Annotated in this window: 11 protein-coding genes; 2 read left to right on the top strand and 9 right to left on the bottom strand. The window is 36.9% G+C overall.

Annotated features, from left to right (window positions below):
• Positions 1-18 precede the first annotated feature (18 nt).
• The 4 genes from Q1A23_RS17995 to Q1A23_RS17980 form a co-directional block, all read right to left on the bottom strand.
• A complete protein-coding gene (locus Q1A23_RS17995) occupies positions 19-1,323 on the bottom strand; it encodes a restriction endonuclease subunit S (RefSeq protein WP_299826009.1) in 1,305 nt (434 codons plus the stop codon).
• Between the two features lie 6 nt (positions 1,324-1,329).
• Positions 1,330-3,048: a class I SAM-dependent DNA methyltransferase gene (locus tag Q1A23_RS17990; RefSeq protein ID WP_299826008.1), complete on the bottom strand. Its 1,719-nt coding sequence runs from the start codon at positions 3,046-3,048 to the stop codon at positions 1,330-1,332.
• A 69-nt stretch (positions 3,049-3,117) separates the two neighbouring features.
• A complete protein-coding gene (locus tag Q1A23_RS17985) occupies positions 3,118-4,125 on the bottom strand; it encodes a hypothetical protein (protein ID WP_299826007.1) in 1,008 nt (335 codons plus the stop codon).
• 5 nt (positions 4,126-4,130) lie between these two features.
• Complete coding sequence (locus tag Q1A23_RS17980; RefSeq protein ID WP_299826006.1) at positions 4,131-5,654, bottom strand: AAA family ATPase; 1,524 nt, start codon at positions 5,652-5,654, stop codon at positions 4,131-4,133.
• A gap of 62 nt (positions 5,655-5,716) precedes the next feature.
• Here Q1A23_RS17980 and Q1A23_RS17975 point away from each other — a divergent pair, with 62 nt between their 5' ends.
• Both Q1A23_RS17975 and Q1A23_RS17970 read left to right on the top strand, forming a co-directional pair.
• Positions 5,717-6,742 carry a WYL domain-containing protein gene (locus tag Q1A23_RS17975; RefSeq protein ID WP_299826005.1) on the top strand — a complete coding sequence of 342 codons (1,026 nt, stop codon included), beginning with the start codon at positions 5,717-5,719 and terminating at the stop codon, positions 6,740-6,742.
• Positions 6,743-6,855: 113 nt separating this feature from the next.
• Positions 6,856-9,888, top strand: coding sequence for a tetratricopeptide repeat protein (locus Q1A23_RS17970; RefSeq protein ID WP_299826004.1), 3,033 nt, complete (start codon positions 6,856-6,858; stop codon positions 9,886-9,888).
• Between the two features lie 193 nt (positions 9,889-10,081).
• Here Q1A23_RS17970 and Q1A23_RS17965 read toward each other — a convergent pair whose 3' ends face one another.
• The 5 genes from Q1A23_RS17965 to Q1A23_RS17945 all read right to left on the bottom strand — a co-directional run bounded on the left by Q1A23_RS17965 (position 10,082) and on the right by Q1A23_RS17945 (position 17,923).
• Positions 10,082-11,098, bottom strand: coding sequence for a transglutaminase domain-containing protein (locus Q1A23_RS17965; protein ID WP_299826003.1), 1,017 nt, complete (start codon positions 11,096-11,098; stop codon positions 10,082-10,084).
• A gap of 16 nt (positions 11,099-11,114) precedes the next feature.
• A complete protein-coding gene (locus Q1A23_RS17960) occupies positions 11,115-11,579 on the bottom strand; it encodes a L,D-transpeptidase family protein (RefSeq protein WP_299826002.1) in 465 nt (154 codons plus the stop codon).
• 281 nt (positions 11,580-11,860) lie between these two features.
• The gene (locus Q1A23_RS17955) at positions 11,861-12,523 is read right to left on the bottom strand and encodes a zinc-dependent metalloprotease family protein (RefSeq protein ID WP_299826001.1); all 663 of its coding nucleotides are present in this window, start codon (positions 12,521-12,523) and stop codon (positions 11,861-11,863) included.
• A 471-nt stretch (positions 12,524-12,994) separates the two neighbouring features.
• Entirely contained in the window at positions 12,995-16,123 is a 3,129-nt protein-coding gene (locus Q1A23_RS17950) for an FtsK/SpoIIIE domain-containing protein (protein ID WP_299826000.1), read from the bottom strand.
• Positions 16,124-16,198: 75 nt separating this feature from the next.
• Positions 16,199-17,923 carry a serine/threonine-protein kinase gene (locus Q1A23_RS17945; protein WP_299825999.1) on the bottom strand — a complete coding sequence of 575 codons (1,725 nt, stop codon included), beginning with the start codon at positions 17,921-17,923 and terminating at the stop codon, positions 16,199-16,201.
• Positions 17,924-17,927: the final 4 nt, after the last annotated feature.

The raw sequence follows: 17,927 nt of genomic DNA, 5'->3' as shown, positions 1-17,927 counted from the left end.
CTCCTTAATCGCCTTTATTTATACTTCGTTCAGCACTACATCGCGCACATCTACCTTACCCGTTACCACTTCGCTGATAATGGATTGACGATAGGATTTAATTTTTAGTATTTGAGATCTTAGCTCACCTAATAAACTGTCAAGTTTTGAAGTCTGATTATTAAGATACTCAACTATGGCCTTAATTTCATCCTGTGGTGGTATGGCTATATCGATACTTCCAACGGTCTCTGTATTTAAATTAAGTTGAGTCCCCAATTTCCCAAGTCCCTTGAATGCTTCACCACTTAAAAAGATATAGTATAAAAACTCTCTATCAATATCTAAATCTTCAAACCAAACGAAACCGTCATGAATACAACATTTTATATTCGTGATAATTGGTTTACCCACAGAGCCTGCAATGCTTAAAAATAGATCACCAGGATTCATTTTTATACTCAATGATGAACCTAATTCAGAAAGAGATTCCTCTGTACGCTCAAGGTATTTGTTGCTTGCAGTAACATCTGAAATTCGAACCCAAGCATATTCTCCTTCTTCATCAAAGTACTTCTCGTCATCGATTGGTCGTGGTGAAGCACCGCGTTTAACTTGCGCTATCCTTTTAATCTTACTCACCTCCCAATGAGCAGGAATTTCGCCGAGCCATTGTATACCTGAATCGCGGCGGGGAGCGTCGGGGTTAAGGCCTTGCGTTACGGCTTCGTTGATGATGGCTTGGCGCTTCTTCTGCAACAGCTTCATCAACTCTTCTTTCTGAGCAATAAGCTTGTCAATCTGTCCGGTTTTATAGTCTATATAATCCCCAATTGCTTCTTGTTCTTCGTAGCTAATTTTAGGTATAGGTATCCCACCAAGTTCCTTTTTGGTGATGTGTACCATACCAATAATACCATGTGTCTTAGACTCAATGTATTTGGTAACAGCTCTTAATAACCAATAGAAGTAGCGAGTATGCAGCTCATAGTTAGTTACTTTAAATATGTGCTGGTTTAAGTATGCTTCTCTCTCTTCTTGCCAGAAGAATGGACCGAAAGAAGTTCCAATATTCCCAGACCATGAGAATAGAAGTTCACCACCAGACAAATAGCAGTTTCTATTTACTTCTAAAGAAGGATCCACATAATTGAAATCTTGACTACCATTCAGGTTTTGAATCCTAACAATAGGTATTCCTTCATCTTGCCAGCTTTCAGGTTTGAAGGCAGCGCCATTAACAAAATCTGCTGTATGTTTAAGAAAGCTAATCCCCCAATGCGATGGAATTTCCCCCAGCCACTCAATTCCTGAATCTTTATACTCTTCGTACTGTTTGCTCATACCTTCTTAGTCGTTCAAAATCTCTTCTAAAAGCCCCACTATAGATTCCTCTAATTTCTGAATCTCAACTTTCAGTTTAGCAGAATCATCCGGCTTCTGGTATTGGTAGAAGTACTTAGTAAAGTTTATCTCGTAGCCAATGCGCGTCTTGCTGAAGTCTATCCAGGCATCCGGCACATGCGGCTTCACTTCGCGTACAAAGTACTCCTCTATATTCTCGTTGAGTGGTATATTTTCGGTGTCGCGCTTCTTGCTATCGGCCTTTGGCTCGCCGTTTTTATCCAGCACCACCTTGCCGTTTTTGCGCACCGGCTGCTCTATCGTTACCTGGAAGTAGCCAAAGCTCTCGTTATCAAAGATCTTCACCTGCGGGCCTTCTTCAAAAGCCTCGTACAGGCGGGTAATCTCCTTAATCTGATCATCCGAAATGCGCTTCCGTTTAAAGTTCAGGCTCTTCTTCATGGGCACATACAGGTCAGTGGCGTTTATCAGCTGCACTTTGCCTTTGCGGTGTGGCTGCTTCTTGTTCGTTACCACCCAGATATAAGTATAAATACCCGTGTTGTAGAAGATGTCGGACGGCAGCGCAATGATGGCATCCAGCCAGTCGTTGGAGATGATCCACTTACGGATCTCGCTCTCGCCAGAGCCCGCATCGCCGGTAAACAGCGGCGAACCGTTTGTAACAATACCTATGCGGCTGCCCTGCGGGTCCATCTTCGAAATCATGTGCTGGATAAACAGGAACTGCCCATCCGACGTGCGCGGCAAGCCTGCATTAAAGCGGCCCATCGGGTTAAGCGCCTCGTGCTTTATAAAGATTTCGTCTTTTTTCCAGCTTACACCATAGGGCGGGTTAGCCAGCATGTAGTTAAACTTGCGGTCCGGGAAGCGGTCGTTCGAGAACGAGTTGCCGTGGCGTATGTTGTCCGGATTCTCGCCCGTAATCAACAGGTCCGACTTGGCAATGGCGTACGACTGCTCGTTTATCTCCTGCCCGAAGATGTTCAGGCTAGCATCCTTGTTAATGTGCTCGTGCACATAGTGCTTGCTCAGCGTGAGCATACCACCCGTACCGCAGGCCAGGTCGTAAATGGTGCGTATCACCCCTGTCTGTTTCAGTTCCTCCTTCTCGGTGCTGAAGATTACGCTGGCCATCAGGCGAATCACTTCACGCGGCGTAAAGTGCTCTCCCGCCGTCTGGTTAGATTGCTCATTCGAGATACGGATCAGCTCCTCGAAAACATAGCCCATGTCGTGGTTGCTCACGGCGCTGGTGTGTAGGTCTACTTTTGCAATGGCCGCTACCATTTCGTAAAGCAGGTTATTCTTCACCAGTCGGGCCACCACCTTATCAAGCTGGTAGTGCTCCATAATCTCGGTCACGTTCGGGCTGAAGCCGTTGATGTAGGCCCGGAAGTTGATCTCCACGTTCTGCGCATCCTGTGTTAGGGCACGCAGATCGTAAGGCGACGTGTTGTAGTATTTCAGGCCGCCAGCGGCACGCTCCAAGATCGGTCCCAGCTTGTCGGGCTGCACTTTGTCCTTAAAGTTCAGGTAGGCATCGCGTACCGCCTGCTTCTGCGGCTCCAGTATACAGTCCAGGCGGCGCAGCACCACAAAGGGTAGCATCACATCGCCAATCTCATTCTTCTTAAAGGTATTCCAAAGCACATCGTTCGTGATGCGGAAAATAAAATCTATGGTAGGTCTCTTATCGGCCATGGGTATGTGTTATTCTGTAATTATAATGCAAAGGTACGGGCAGGGAGTGCAGCCTTTCTGCATTGGAATTTAAAATTTTAAAAAATTTGACTTTTTGTCGCCCTGTATGTTTTCAGAGTTTTTTTCCTTTGCCCAAGCTATATACTTATTCAAGTCATTGATAATATCTTTAGCAAGTATAAAATTATCTCTATTGGCCAAACTGAATATATCCAATTCTCTTCCAAGAGTGATTTTCACTCCACTACTATTGAAGTAATTAAAAGAGTCTCCAGATTTAAACCTAACATAGTTCAGAAGTATAGTTCGGTCATGTTCGGTGTATTGGTTACCATAATCTATATGCTTTCTATCTTTTGACTCTTTCCAAAGCACTATGGTAACTTTGGGGCATTTTCCAGTAACTTTCTTTATTGCCTTAATTATCTTACTTCTTAGGTTATCAATACTGATAGCCTGTTTAGTCTTATCTGTGAATATGACTATGTTAGTTTCTATACTTTTATTAAGATGAAGGTTCTTAAGCAAATCAATTAAGTTGCTATCTAAAATTGAAGAGTCATTTGCTATATAATTATCTATCAAAATTAGATCCGTGAATGGCAGTGCATAAGGGCTTAAACATGGCCACGATTTTAGATGATCAGATCCTATTTTCAATCCTTTATGAAAACCAGCATCCTTTCTGAATAGAAACAACTTTTCAAAAAGGTCAAACTCCTCACCTAAACCTTGAATCAATAAACCCCCATTTAATTTACATTCTTGTATTACTTCTGCTGGATTATCTAGCAGGAAAAGAGATTGTTTGTTTGGATGAGATTTGTGTACATCGCTGTCAATTAGATAAGGTACATAATTCTCTTCTTCATAAAAATGATCAACATCTTCTCCAATACCCTCAGTAAATTGAAGCATTTGCATCGAAAGAAATTCATCAGCTCCTATTTCTTGTTTAGAGAAATTAAACTGTACATCAAGGTTAAGCTTCATAGTTTTGATGACATCTTTTTGAAGATAGTGCTCATCCTCACGAAAGATGTTAATCAAATTGGCTTTGTCTATGTGTAGTCTCATATCGGCTAAAGGACTTTAAAAGCAAGCTTTCTTGATTCATCTAGAAAGCCTTCTCCAAATTCATCAATGAACTTTCCATCTTCCCGCATTTTCATTTCGTAAGGCCCCTCTTCATCAAAGTAATACACCTTGAATAAACTGTTAAGTTTTTTCTCCTTCACCAGCACCTGCACCTTCCTAATTAAGTATTCGGAATGTGTCTCTAAAATAAACTGCAGATTATATTTTAGAGCAGCTTCGGCGAAGAACTCTGCTAATAAAGATTGTAGTTTGGGATGTAAGTTTGCTTCTGGCTCTTCAATTAAGACAAGAATAGTTTCTGAATGCTTTGAATTGGATAGCTTTCTCTCAATGATAGCGGTAACATGCATAAGTATAGTGAGAATTTGACCTGCACCAAAACCTAAATCTGCTAAGTTTACCAACCTGCCTTTCTGCCGTACTTCTACTTTTGTAGCAGTTCCTTCTATTTGCTCTACGGATAGTAAATCGCCTATCTCGAACCTTTTCAACCACTTACGCAGAAATAACCCTGCTTCTGAGTTGTGTACAGGTTCATGTATTATAAAGTCTTCAATTATTTTGTTTATCTCACTTCCATTATGATCATTATTGTATAATCTCGATTGAAATGTCCTATTAGGTCCTAAATGATAAGAAGTAAAGCTCATCAACTTTTTTAGCTTATCAGTAAAATCTAAAATATACCTTCGCTCTTCTTTGTTTGAAAATTTGTAAGAAGTATTTGTGTCTACATACTTTAACAAACAATCTTTAATCAAATTTGGAATTGTTGGTCTATAAAAGTTTTCAATATCAACATTTGATTGGAAGTTGATACCTTTATCTTTAAAATAGTTTGGATTGATAATTGACTTGAGCAAAGCCATCCTAGTTTCAATCTTTTGCCTTTGCTCAACTACATCCACCATTGAATCAACTGAAGATCCATTTCCTCGCGAACCATAGTTAAAATCGTCTTTAGAATGTAGTATAGATGAAAGCTTCTTAAACTCTTCTTTGATTATTTTGAATTCATTGAGATATTCAGCCTGACTCTTGAGTATATCTTTGTCTGCGTCACCCTTGGTAGTAAAGTCTATAAAATTTTGAGATACTGATAATTCATATGATCCATAAGCATTTTCAAGCTTTAGTATATCTTTTAAGGGCTTAAGTTCTATATGTAAACTATCTAATTCTGCAAAATTTGGCTCTACAAAAAGTCGAAAGGTAAGTGTGAACACATATTCATCATCTTCATAAGATAATATTGTTTCATTATCCTCCTCAAACCAATTCTTTAAGTTTTCAAATTTGTTAATTTTATGTTTAGAAGCTCTTTCACCATTTAGATTTAGTCTTAAATGGCTTTCTTCTGAACCAATAAAATCAGCTAATAGAATAAAAGCTTTAATTAGGGAAGATTTTCCAGAACTATTTCTGCCGGTAAGTATAGTGATAGGGGCAAGATCAAACGCTGTTGCCTTCTGGAAAATCCTAAAATTGGACAGTGATATTCTATTCATGATACAAAAGTATTATACTAAAGTGCAGCCTTTCTGCATTTCTCAAATATATTAAAAAATATATGGCGAATAAGAATAAACTGGTCCGCTTAAAGGTGTTAGACAGATGTTTCCGAAATAAATTCCGCAGATATACTTTAGACGATTTAATGGAAGAATGTTCTGAAGCACTTGAGGAATATGAAGGCGTGTATAAAGGTATAAGCAAGCGCAGTGTGCAGGAAGATATAAAGGATATGCGCAGCGGCAAGTTTGGTTACGAAGCACCTATAGTTTGCGAAGAAGGCTATTATTTTTATAGCGACAGAAACTTCTCTATCACTAACACACCTCTAACAGAAGAAGATTACCAGACGATCAGAAATTCACTTTCCGTATTGGAGCAGTTTAGCGAATTAGGTCAATTGGAAGCATTGCGCCAGGTTGAAGAAAAGCTGCAGAATGTATTATCTGCTAAAAAAGATGATGAGCGCTCCTACATACAATTTGAGAAGACTGAGTACCCTGCTGCTCAGAAATGGTTAAGCAAATTACTTGTTTATACCAAAGCACAGCAAGGCCTTACCATCTCCTATCAACCCTTCTCTTATGAAGCTCCGGCAGACTTTGATACTTTCCCTTTATTGTTAAAAGAATATAATGGTCGTTGGTTTTTTATTGGCTATAATCAGGATTATAAGTGTCTTCAAAATTTTCCGCTCGATAGAATTATTGACGTAAAACAAACCAATGAACTACAAGCACCTGAGAATGCCACACAATTATTGGATCAACTTAACCACCTTATTGGTGTTAGTATACCTGCTACAGGTATAGAAACAGTAATTTTTAAAATTGTTGCGTCCCATAGAAAATACATTGAAACAAAGCCTATACACAGCTCTCAAAAATTACTAAATAATGCAAATAATACATTTACACTTGAGGTAGGTATTAATGTAGAGCTAAAAGCAAAACTGCTGAGCTTTGGCAATAAATTAGTAGTAATAGAGCCCGACCATCTGAAAGAAAAAATGAAAAACGATTTTAGTCTTGCCTTACATGAATACGGTCTACTAGAAAGTATAAAAAGTAGTGATTGTATGTAGATACTGGTTAGGTGTCATAAAATTTGCCAATTCAATTATTTCATCCCAAGTAGCATACCTCAGTTTTATAATAGCATCTATATTTATATATTTAGATTCTTATTGTAACTATTATGCCTTTACATATTTTCTCCCACGCCCCCTACTTTAACACCTCATTTAAGAATCAGTTATTTAAAGATCTAGCTGAAAGGCTAAGAGAAACCTGGACTGATGAAGACAAATTTTTAGCTCTTGTTGGTAATGTTTACATTCATCATAAACCATACGATGCAGTTCTAATTACTAATAACACAGTTTGTATCATCGACTTTCAGGATTATGGAGGAAGAATAGAACCTAGAAAAACGGGTAATTGGAGAGCAGGAAAAAATGTTATGGTTGGCAATAATCCCTACATTTCCTTAGACAACAATATTAAGCTATTAGGCCAATCACTTTATCAAGTAAGAGCTATCAATAGTATTCAGGGGTTGGTGTTATTTAAAAAGCCTATCGTTTATATACAGCAAACATCACCTATTACAGATAGTTGGTTTCATATATCAGATATTCAAGGCATAGCTACTGACAGTAATTTTATTTATTGTGGTTTAGAAAAATTTACAGAAGATGAGATAAAAAAAATACTTGTTCACCTAGGTGTTAAAAGGGAAGAAGTAGATGATCTTATAATTGCTACTAAAGCTGTTGAACCAGAATCTCATTTAATAAATGATATATCAATTCCTCCCACACCTGTTAATTTTAGTACACCTTTAGTAGATGATTCAATAGCAAAAGAAGCGCTAGATAACTATACTTTAGGCCTTATGTATATAGACTTTAATTTTATTAAAGCTATAGAATGTTTTACAAAAGCAATTGAAATTCACTCTCATTACCCAGCTGCATATTGTGCTAGAGCATATTCACTCATTAAAGCAGATAGATTAGACGAAGCACTTGATGACTGTAGTGTTGCATTTGAACAGGATTGCGAGAATGGTTTAGCAGTTTTTTTTATGGGTCAAATTCTTTATAAACAGGAGGAATATGGTGATGCAATAGATTATTTTTATAATGCTTCTACCTACATCGAAAAAACGACTACTGACGATACTTTTCATTACGAATGGCAAAATTTAGTATTATTGACCGGTTTATGTAAGCAGAAAATAGGCTCTCATAAATCAGCAATTGATGATCTTACCGAGGTCATTAATTTCCAATCTTTAAGTAACACTCTACTTTATTCCGCTCTGGAACATAGAGCAATATCTCATATTTCAGAAGAGAAATACGTTGAGGCTATTAAGGACTTGGATAGAATTATAGAAAATTGCAAGGATTATCAAACACCCGTTTACTTTAACCGTGGCATATGCTATAAAAACCTCGGTGACTACGAAGCTGCAATTAATGATTTTTCCCAGCACATTAGCTCTAACCCTGAGGATGTTAATGGGTACTGCGAAAAGGCTTTTTGTAAAGAAATAATTCTAAAAAGGCATCTAGAAAAGAATCAACCAAAACATGAAGAATATTGTAATAATCTAATTGCAGAGTATTCTAGAATAATAGAACTAACACCATCAAAGGGATATTATTTACTAAATAGAGCTGAGATTTATCTGCGTCTTAATCAACAGCAGAATGCTCTTTCAGATTTTGATAAACTTATTTTATTACAGCCTAGCAGAACTAAACTTTATATTAAACGAGCTAAAATTCACGAAAAATTAGGAAATTTTTCTGATGCTGTGAATGATTTAGACATTGTACTTACAAGAAAACCTTCAGAAATCGAATTTTATATTTTGCGTGCAGAGCTCAAAGTCAAATTAGGCAAGCACAAAGATGCGATTAAAGATTACGATAAAGCTATTGAATATTCCCCTGAAAGTGCTGAATATTATATAAAAAGAGCTGAGGCCAAAAGCAGTAATTGGTTTCGTGATTTACAAGGAGCAATAAATGATTATGATAAAGCCATAGCATTAACTTCTGACAATTGGTTACTATACATCGAAAGAGCTAAAGTGAAGGCAATTTCTGGAGATATTTCAGGAATGATGGAGGAGCTTAATTCTAATCTAGTGGAACAGTATTACTTCAGAGTTAGAGTTGAATTAAGGGCCAAGTATGGTGATTATTTAGGTGCTATGGAAGAATATAATACGCTGATAGAACTATCACCTAATAAGATACCTCGCTATTTAGATCTTGCTAGATTTAGAATGGATATAAGTGATTATAATGGCGCTTTGGAAATTATTGATTGGGTAATAAATCACGAACCTTCTATTTTTAATTATAAATTAAGAGCTGAATTAAGAAATAAACTTGGTGATCATAATGGCGCAAATGAAGATTACCAACTGATCACTTTACTAGCCGACCAAAGTCTTGGCGGACTTCATATCAGAGCATATGCTAAATTTCAATTGCTAGATTATGAAGGAGCTATAGAAGATTGCAATGAAATTCTTGAATTGTACCCAAACAACAGTTACAACTCCTCAGTTTATCGACTAAGATGCCTTGTTAAATCAAAAAATGGTGATTATACAGGAGCTATACGCGATTGCGATGAGGCTAATACTCTAGGCTATTTTAATTTTGAAGGATATTATCATACTGTTAAAGCTGAAATTGAAAGTGAATATGGAAACTATGATGAAGCTTTAAAATATTATGATTTAGCTATTGGTAATGAAGATATTTTTAATGGAGAGTATATCTTTGATAAGATACTTTTAATGATAAATCATGATGACTTTATAGGTGCTATTAAAGAATGTGATAGAGCATTAAAAGCAGATCCTACAATTAAGTACACTTATAAACAAAAAGCCAAAGCACAATTAGGGATTCCAGATGTAAGTGGAGCGATCCTAAATTATTCAAAAGCTATAGAGTTAATGCCTTATGATCCCGAGTTCTATTTTTTAAGAGCACAAACAAAAGAATTGCAAGGAGATAACAAAGGTGCTTTAAATGATTACTCAATGGCAATCGAAATAGATCCATATGAGGCTGAATACTATTTAAAGCGAGGTAAACTATTCAATAAAATTAGTAGATACCCTGAGAAAAGGGCTGATTATATTAAAGTATTGGAGTTAAAACCTTATTATACTTTTGAAATAGGAAACATTAAATAAAGAATATATTCGAATAAATTACAATTAAATTAAAACATTAGCCTAGCAACTCAATATCAACCTGTTACACTATTTTATTAACTTCTTGTACCGATATTAGCTATTTTGATATTAATATACATTAGATAAGATTAGAAGCTGTAGAAAGCCCCATACTCATTAGAGACTTAGCACAGGATAGAATAAAAATTTACTAATATTCCAGTAAATTATTCTTTAACGGATCCGCTTTGTGAGTTTTCGCTAAATCCTTTTCTCTGATCAGATAGTAGTACTCAGTTTTATATTTAACACAAGATGCCCAGGTACTCTCAATTAAAAATGGGTAGCCTTCAATTTCAACTGAATTCCAAGCATGGCCTCCTATTTCTACCCCATTATCAGCAACACCAATAATACTTTTAGCTTTTAGGCCGACCTTATTACACATCTCTTTGAATAAGTAGCTGAACCCACTACAGACGCCGGTATTACTCTTAAAAGTACGTTCTTCATCGTAAATTCTATAGGTATGATCATAATCTATGTTATTGACTATCCAGATGTATATGGCCCGTACTTTTTGAAAATCATAAGTAAAGTCTTTTGTTAAAGCCCAAGCTTGGTTTTCTATACTTGTTTGCTTTGTAGTGGCTAAAGCAATACTATCTATTTTAGTATAGTCATAGTTTTTCAAGAACTTATGTAGCTTTTCTTTATCTAGAAACTGTAGTGATTGCCTGTCTGGATAAGCTTTTTTATAAACCCAAGTAGTATCTCCTTGTGAAGCCAAAATATTTACTAATCTTCTGGTAAAGGCGATTTGGTTCTTTTTGAACAAATTCTCCGATGCTTGTTTTAGGTAATCATTAAATGTATCATAATGATCCATTGCTGAGTAGTACTTAGTACTATCTAAAGCAAGAAGCCTTTCATAAAGAGCAACAGTTTCTTTTAGAGATCCATATCTTTTCAGTTGGACCCTAGATGATAATTTCAAATGATAATACCTTACATCATCTTTTAAAGAGAACTTTAATTTCCCATTTTTACCAAACCTTTGATTTTCTAATAGTCTGATTTCATTAAGAACATTTTCATATTTTTTTCTAGAATACAGATTCTCTATTTTCTTGAAAGTTTTGTTTAGACCAGAATAGTTACTATTAGCAAACACCTTCTGTGTATTCAATAACATTATTACAATAAGAGTCGCAACAAACCTGTACATGCCTTATGTGCTTTGATTATGGCTTGATTTCAATAGGTGTACCCATCTTTACAGTATTAAATAGCTCATCCATTTCTTCATTAGTAACTGCTACACATCCTGCAGTCCAATCTGTAATGCGGTGCAATCGGCCAAGAAATGGCAATTTGTTAGGCAACCCATGAATCTTGATGTCTCCGCCTGCTGACTTACTAAGTTTCTTAGCTTCATTTCTATCCTCAGAGTTAGGATAGGAAATGCCTAGATTTTTGTAGTAACTACTTTGAGAGTTCTTTCCGTTTATAAAGTATAAGCCTTCTGGAGTTTTATTATCACCTTCAAACTGCTTATCTCCAATAGGCTCTTTACCCAATGATATTGAATAAGTCTTAAGTAGCTTGCCCTTAGAATAAACACTTAATTCTCTCTCAGATTTATCAATACTAAGTTTATCTATGACAGCATCACTAGATAATCTCTTTTCCAGAAGAAAATCTTTCATTAAATATGATGTTATTAGTAATAGTGCGAGGAACAGTATAAGCTTCTTCAATCTGTATAACCTAATTTTATACTTCTGATTTTCGAGTAGCTAAACAAACAAAGCTGACTCTTACGGTAACATAAAGTGTGCTGAATCTAATGCTAGGAATAACGCATATATAATACCCTATATTATATGCTTATAATATAAATTTCATAGTAACATCAATTAGATATGCTTAAGCAGCAAAAAAACAAATGTGGAAATATAGAGCAAATAATAGCTGGCAGAATTAAACCTTAAAGTTGATAGATCAGAATCTGTTTTTGGCAGTAATCACATAAAGTTAGATTTGCTCTATCAATCGTTGAAACTTTACCTTTTGCATCATTCATAAAACAGTAATCAGTTCTATCGCAGTGTGGCAAACCCAACGTATGGCCTAGCTCATGCAACGAAGCTTTTGCCAATCTACTTTTAAATCTATCACTACTTACTTTTTGTTTTCCTAGCCTGTAAGTAGATACAATGCAAGCTGAATTCCCCAGATAAGCGAGTCCTATTACTCCCCAGTCTTTATACCCTTTAACTTTAGCAGAAATGTCGTCATTAGATAATGCAATAACCTTATCATATTCTACAGATTTAGTGGCTATAAGATGATCTAATACCTTACTTGCCTTGTACCTGCTACGTGGCTTGTAAAAAGCATTAGCTGGCATTTTAGCTCTATTTAAAACATCAACTTCAAATCCATAAAACTTTTCAATCTGGGCCTTCACATACTGAACTTCAGAGTTTCTAATTTCTCCAAAGGGCACAAGCGCTATTTTACCTTCGAAAAACAAGTTATCATTTTTAGTGTAGTGAATGTTTACATACCCTAAAGAATGTAAGCCATAACTTATAGATAAAAAGATTAATAGTGAAGCTATTATAATCAAGTATAACCTCTTTGTCATTTTTAATATTACCTAAAGGACTATAAGAAAGGATAAATAGAAATGCATAGGTTTAATATAAACCGTGTAAACAAAATAGCCAGGTCTAATTTATACCTGGCTATTTTATTTATGTACTTTGTATTACTTCTTATTCCAAAGACTCACAAGTAATGTTTATTCTAGCGTCCAAACTGCTTAGCAATTTTAATTGCTTCTTCACTTTGTTTCTTTAAAGATCTCAAGTTTGACTCCAACCTATGTAGGGTCTCAATTTGATTGTGACAAACGTTGTAGAAACTATTGATCTCACCCTTGAAGATAGGGTACTGTGGATCTTTCCATGATTGACTTAAGCCTTCAGAATAAGATTTGATTTTCTTAATATCAGTTTCGAAGTTTTGTTTAAAACTACTGATCTTAGTTATGATAGACTCAAGCTCGGCAGGTGATAAGGAAATATGTGACATATGATATATATATAGTAAAAGGTTATATTTTATTGTAAATTCTGAAACCTTCAATTTTGTACTTCCCGTGTGGGTACTTTATTTGGCCAATTCTTTCCTGAGTAACAGGCTTAGCAGAGAAGTCAAAGACTTCAGTAGAATCATCACCTTTTAAAGCAATGATGTTTTCAAACTCATTGATAACATTAGTATCGAAAATTTCTCTGAAAGACGCATAAGAGTAGTAATGCATAAAGATGTGTATTCCGAAATCTGGCCCATCTTTCATTAACTTAATTAGTTGCTGTGTTACCTGCGGTACATCCCAGTCCGCTTTTCGGAGCTCTCTGGCTGATTGAGCATTTGTAATACCAATACAAATTCTCTTACTACCTTCGTCATCATCACTTATGCGCTTTTGCAATTCTTCGTAAACGCGCTCTACAACTTCCTCGATGTTTCTGCTTCTGCTAAATAACTTTACATCGCCTAAATCCTTAAGTCCGTCTAGCTGCCCCTTAAAGCCTGAATCTATATTAAACAAATCGAATAGATAAAACTCACTCTCAGGAGAGCTCTGCTTTATTAGCTGATAGAAGGAATTGTAAAAAATAGAAACTACAGAAGCACTATCCTGTCCTAAGACTAAAACATTTGACTGTGGCTCTCTCTTTATCCTCACTTTTACACTTTGCTTCGAGAGGTAAGATGGTTCACCTATGTATATATCTGAAATAACATCATTCGGTACAAATGCATCATTTCCAATAGCTTCAGATAGAGCAAGGTTATCGTTAACAGTTGCATTGATGGTACCATCATAAACAAACTTCTCTACTGCAGAACTACCTACTTTAGCGTACTCATCCGCAATTCTGGTAACCTTCTCTTTTAACTCATCATTAGATAAGTAAGCAACTTGAAACTCTGTATTACCTACTTTTAAACCATTCCTATCATTATAAACCGCTTGGCCTGCTCTACTAAAGGTAGATGGCAAAGTGTTCTCGTAATGTAAAATTCTATCACAATCGCTTTCGTTTAATTTGAGCGCAATTCTTAAGCCTATGTTGCTTTTTGTAGAAGTACTAACTTCCACATCAGCTAAAGTCTGAGATGATAGGAGAAGATTAATGCCAAATGACCTACCTCTCTTTGATAAATCTTCTAACAGGCTACTTGATTGGTTACTAACATTGTCCTTTCCTGAAAGCAAAACCTGAAATTCATCTATCACAACTAAAAACCGTGGCATACTTTCGCCAGTAGCCTTCCGATAATCGCCAATGTTAGCAACTCCTGCCTCTCTAAACTTTTCACCCCTATTCTTAATTTCCTCTACCAGGTATTCGAAAACACTCAGACCATATTCTCGCTCACTACCAATAGATAAAATCTTAGCATGTGGCAAGTCTAAGTATAGCTTGAATTCTGTGCCCTCTTTATAGTCAAGTAAAATAAATTGTAGATTGTCTGGAGAATAGAGATGCGCTCCATTTACAATTATGTTGTGTAAGAGCACAGATTTACCAAAACCTGTTGCACCACCTATAAGCGCATGATGAACATTACTTTCACCACCAAGTTCGAAATGTTGTACATTCATTCCTGTTTGTCCAACAGGTATTTTCACACCATAAGAAGAGTCTTCCTGCCAGTAGTCGCCCAAGCGCTTATTAAGATCTACCTTAAGCGTAACTACTTTGTTTACCTCTTCATTAATGTTGTTTATTAAATGCTGTATTTGTGGTAATGTGTTATAGCTTACAGTATAGTTTGCAGAAGGATATAGATCAGTTGAATATTCTGAAACAGTATTTTGCTCTATCGTTAAGAAGTTTTGGAATAACTCGTCTACAAGTGGTTGCAGATCCTGGTGCTTTGTCTTCCAATCTTCCAGAGCAGGTTTATTTATACTAATGAAGGCATATAGCCCTACCCTATTGCCAATTTTAAGCAGCTCAAGCAGTTTCTTAGTTCTCTCACGATCGAAACCTGATGGGAAGTTAGAAATTGCCAAAAGAGTTACCGGCAATGCCATATCAGGATTCTCTTTGTTAAAAGTAGCTATGTTGGTGTACTGGTTCTTTAATATACTTAGTACCAGTTCACCAGATTTCTTTATTGATTCATCGAAAAATTGATCAATTTCCTGAGTCGTATCCAATACATCGTTCCCAATAACCTTTGGACTAAGCGCCACTAAATTTGAGAATGCCAACCCCTTTTTCTCAGTATCTACTATTTTAACAAGAGTCTTTTTAGGAGTATTAGAAGCTATAAGCCTGAAAATAATATTCTCTAAAAGATCATTTGATTTTGAGCCATCTGCAGATAAAGTTATACCTCTCTTTGTATCATTAAATTGAATACAAAAAGGGAAAACCGAATCGTGCAGTTTATAATCTCCGACCTTTAGATAGGCGGGCAGAGTTCGCTTCGTATTATATAGATCAAACTCATCTGATACTGCTGAGCTTGGTTCAGCACCTAGCACATTATCTAAATGAGCTGAATATAGATCAACTTCATGCTGTTGTTTCTGCTTTTTCAAAAACAGCAACAATTCATCTTCTTCTCTTTTTCTTTTTTCAATCTCAAACTGCTTGGCTTGCTCTTCTTGTTGTTGCTGATGAAGTATGGCAGCCGCTTTTTGAGCCTGGGTATATAGAATATTAACGTAGGCATCTACTTCTTTTTTATAGCTACTATAAAATTGCGCATCTGCCAGTACTGTTAGACTTTCTCCGTCATGTAGCTTTTGCGCAATAGCTTTTATTCGTTCATCGATTTCTATTTTTTTCTTCTCCGCTGCAGCAGCTTCTTCAGCCCGTTGCTTTAGCTCAGCCTCTAAGTCTTGGTTTTTTTTAGCTTCTACTTGTAGCTCTGCTTGACGGAGTCTTTCAGCTCTTTCAGCTTCTTTTTTATTACACAGCTGTAACAGTTGGTTCAAGTCAACTTTATGAGAGCCTAGCTTAATCTCATCAGCAAAATTTACTTTAGAAGAGCCAATCTTTTTACCATTGATCATTACACCATTAGTAGAGTTTTGATCTTGGATTTCAAAAGTCGAATCTGGATATAAAATCAGAACAGCATGAGTTCTTGATACTGTTGGGTTGTTTATGGCTATATCGCTCTCATCTAAGCGACCTATAATATATTTTTTCATTTTCCGAATAAAACTTAGTCAATGGGTATTATTTGCCACAGAATTCTATAAGTCTCATAACGAGCAATATATGAGCTATTCAACAATTGTGAGTTTGTTATTATCTAGTATAACTTGTCTGTTGACTATTATAGTTTTAGATGGTGACTCATTTGCTGCTATGTATATTTCTCCTTTAAGGTTAATCACTCCGTTTTTAATATTCTGCAAAACAAAGCCTTGACTCATTTCTTCTCTTGAATAATCGACCATGACTAATGCCTTGCCTGTATTAATAAAGGCAACAAGAATTGAAGAACCATCCACTCCTTCTTGGGTAGAAGAAAAAGTCATAAGTGAACAATCAACTATACCATCTTGCAGGCCATCGCCATTTATGTCCCCTACAATTGCTTTGTACCTCTTTCCATTACCATGAACTCTTCTCAGTTGGTGAACTTGAAACCCACCAGAAATGGAAAATATCACATCCTCAAAAGCAGCTCCAACAACTGATTTAGTTACAACAAAGGGCTCTTCTACAGCAGTTACCTCCTCTGGTACGGCAGTAGTATCCACTTCGATAGCTGTTGTATCTTCAATTATGGTCTCTTCAACCAAGGTCTCATCACTTATTATAGTCTCTGAATCAGAATAAGGTGAGTTACCAGACATTGCAATAGATCCCCAAATAAAACCACCAATAACTACCACTAAAATTGCTATGATCCAGTATAAGGAATTACTTTTTTTCTTAGGCTCTCTACCGAATTTATTTAGATCCAGTCCCGCCTTCTGTTCTACTGCTTTGGTCGCGGCAGCGGGAGAGAAAAATTGAGTAGTTAGTGGCTTTTCGAGTATTTGTGTGGCCTGCGCTGCAGCAGCTACTTGCGTCTTCTGTTGGTCAGGCGTACTTACCACTGTCTTAGCCTCCACTCTAGGAGTTTCATTATAAACAGGCTTAAAAACTGGCTGCTCTACTTTGCTAGATGGAGTTTCTCTTTTGAGTGCCTGTAGAAAATCATTACAGCTTTGAAAACGATCTTCTCTTTTCTTGGCTGTAGCTTTGTCTACCACCTTCTGCAACCACTCGGGCACCTGCTCTAGGCGTGGCAGGGGTTCAGTCATGATCTTTAGCTGCATTTCAAAGCCTGAGTGGGTATCAGCATCATAGGGCGGACGACCTGAAAGGATCTGGTGCAGCGTCACGCCCAGCGCATAAATATCGCTGCGGTGATCGATGCTCTCGCCTGGCTTTAAGTTGATCTGCTCTGGGCTCATATACATCGGCGTGCCTAGCATCGTGCCTGTAGCTGTTGCCTTGGCTGCTCCTACTGGTGTTTCTAGCAGTTTAGCAATCCCAAAGTCCAATACTCTAACCTGTCCGTCTTGTGTTACCATCAGGTTGCCGGGCTTGATGTCGCGGTGCACTACTCCTTTCTGATGGGCGTAGCTGAAGGCGTCGAGCATCTGCGAAAAAAAGGCAATGGCTTTAGACGGGTCACGCAAGGCGTTGTGAGTATAAAGGTATTCGTCTAAGGGAAGCCCTTCCACATAATCCATGACAAAAGCCAGCACATCACCTTCTTCAAAAAAGTCTTTTACGCCTACAATGTGCGAGTGCTGAAACGAAGCCAGTACTTTAGCTTCTGTTAGAAAGCGGCTACGTACCTGCTCGTGACGGACATAGTGAGAGTTAAGCACTTTGATGGCTACCTTGTTGCCCAGCCGGGCGTGCTCGCCTAAGTACACGGTGGCCATGCCACCTTCACCAATAGTTCGAAGGATGTTATAATTGGGAATTAGTAAGTCTGTTGTCATAGAG

The sequence above is a fragment of the uncultured Pontibacter sp. genome, from assembly GCF_947492645.1.
In the GTDB taxonomy this organism is placed as follows: domain Bacteria; phylum Bacteroidota; class Bacteroidia; order Cytophagales; family Hymenobacteraceae; genus Pontibacter.
Note: the sequence above shows the minus strand (reverse complement) of the source record. Positions and strands in the feature narration are given on the sequence as shown.

Coding starts and splice junctions, on each gene's coding strand:
- Q1A23_RS17990 (WP_299826008.1), bottom strand. CDS start 3,048: ATGGCCGATAAGAGACCTACCATAGATTTTATTTTCCGCATCACGAAC.
- Q1A23_RS17980 (WP_299826006.1), bottom strand. CDS start 5,654: ATGAATAGAATATCACTGTCCAATTTTAGGATTTTCCAGAAGGCAACA.
- Q1A23_RS17970 (WP_299826004.1), top strand. CDS start 6,856: ATGCCTTTACATATTTTCTCCCACGCCCCCTACTTTAACACCTCATTT.
- Q1A23_RS17985 (WP_299826007.1), bottom strand. CDS start 4,125: ATGAGACTACACATAGACAAAGCCAATTTGATTAACATCTTTCGTGAG.
- Q1A23_RS17960 (WP_299826002.1), bottom strand. CDS start 11,579: ATGAAAGATTTTCTTCTGGAAAAGAGATTATCTAGTGATGCTGTCATA.
- Q1A23_RS17950 (WP_299826000.1), bottom strand. CDS start 16,123: ATGAAAAAATATATTATAGGTCGCTTAGATGAGAGCGATATAGCCATA.
- Q1A23_RS17965 (WP_299826003.1), bottom strand. CDS start 11,098: ATGTACAGGTTTGTTGCGACTCTTATTGTAATAATGTTATTGAATACA.
- Q1A23_RS17945 (WP_299825999.1), bottom strand. CDS start 17,923: ATGACAACAGACTTACTAATTCCCAATTATAACATCCTTCGAACTATT.
- Q1A23_RS17955 (WP_299826001.1), bottom strand. CDS start 12,523: ATGACAAAGAGGTTATACTTGATTATAATAGCTTCACTATTAATCTTT.
- Q1A23_RS17995 (WP_299826009.1), bottom strand. CDS start 1,323: ATGAGCAAACAGTACGAAGAGTATAAAGATTCAGGAATTGAGTGGCTG.
- Q1A23_RS17975 (WP_299826005.1), top strand. CDS start 5,717: ATGGCGAATAAGAATAAACTGGTCCGCTTAAAGGTGTTAGACAGATGT.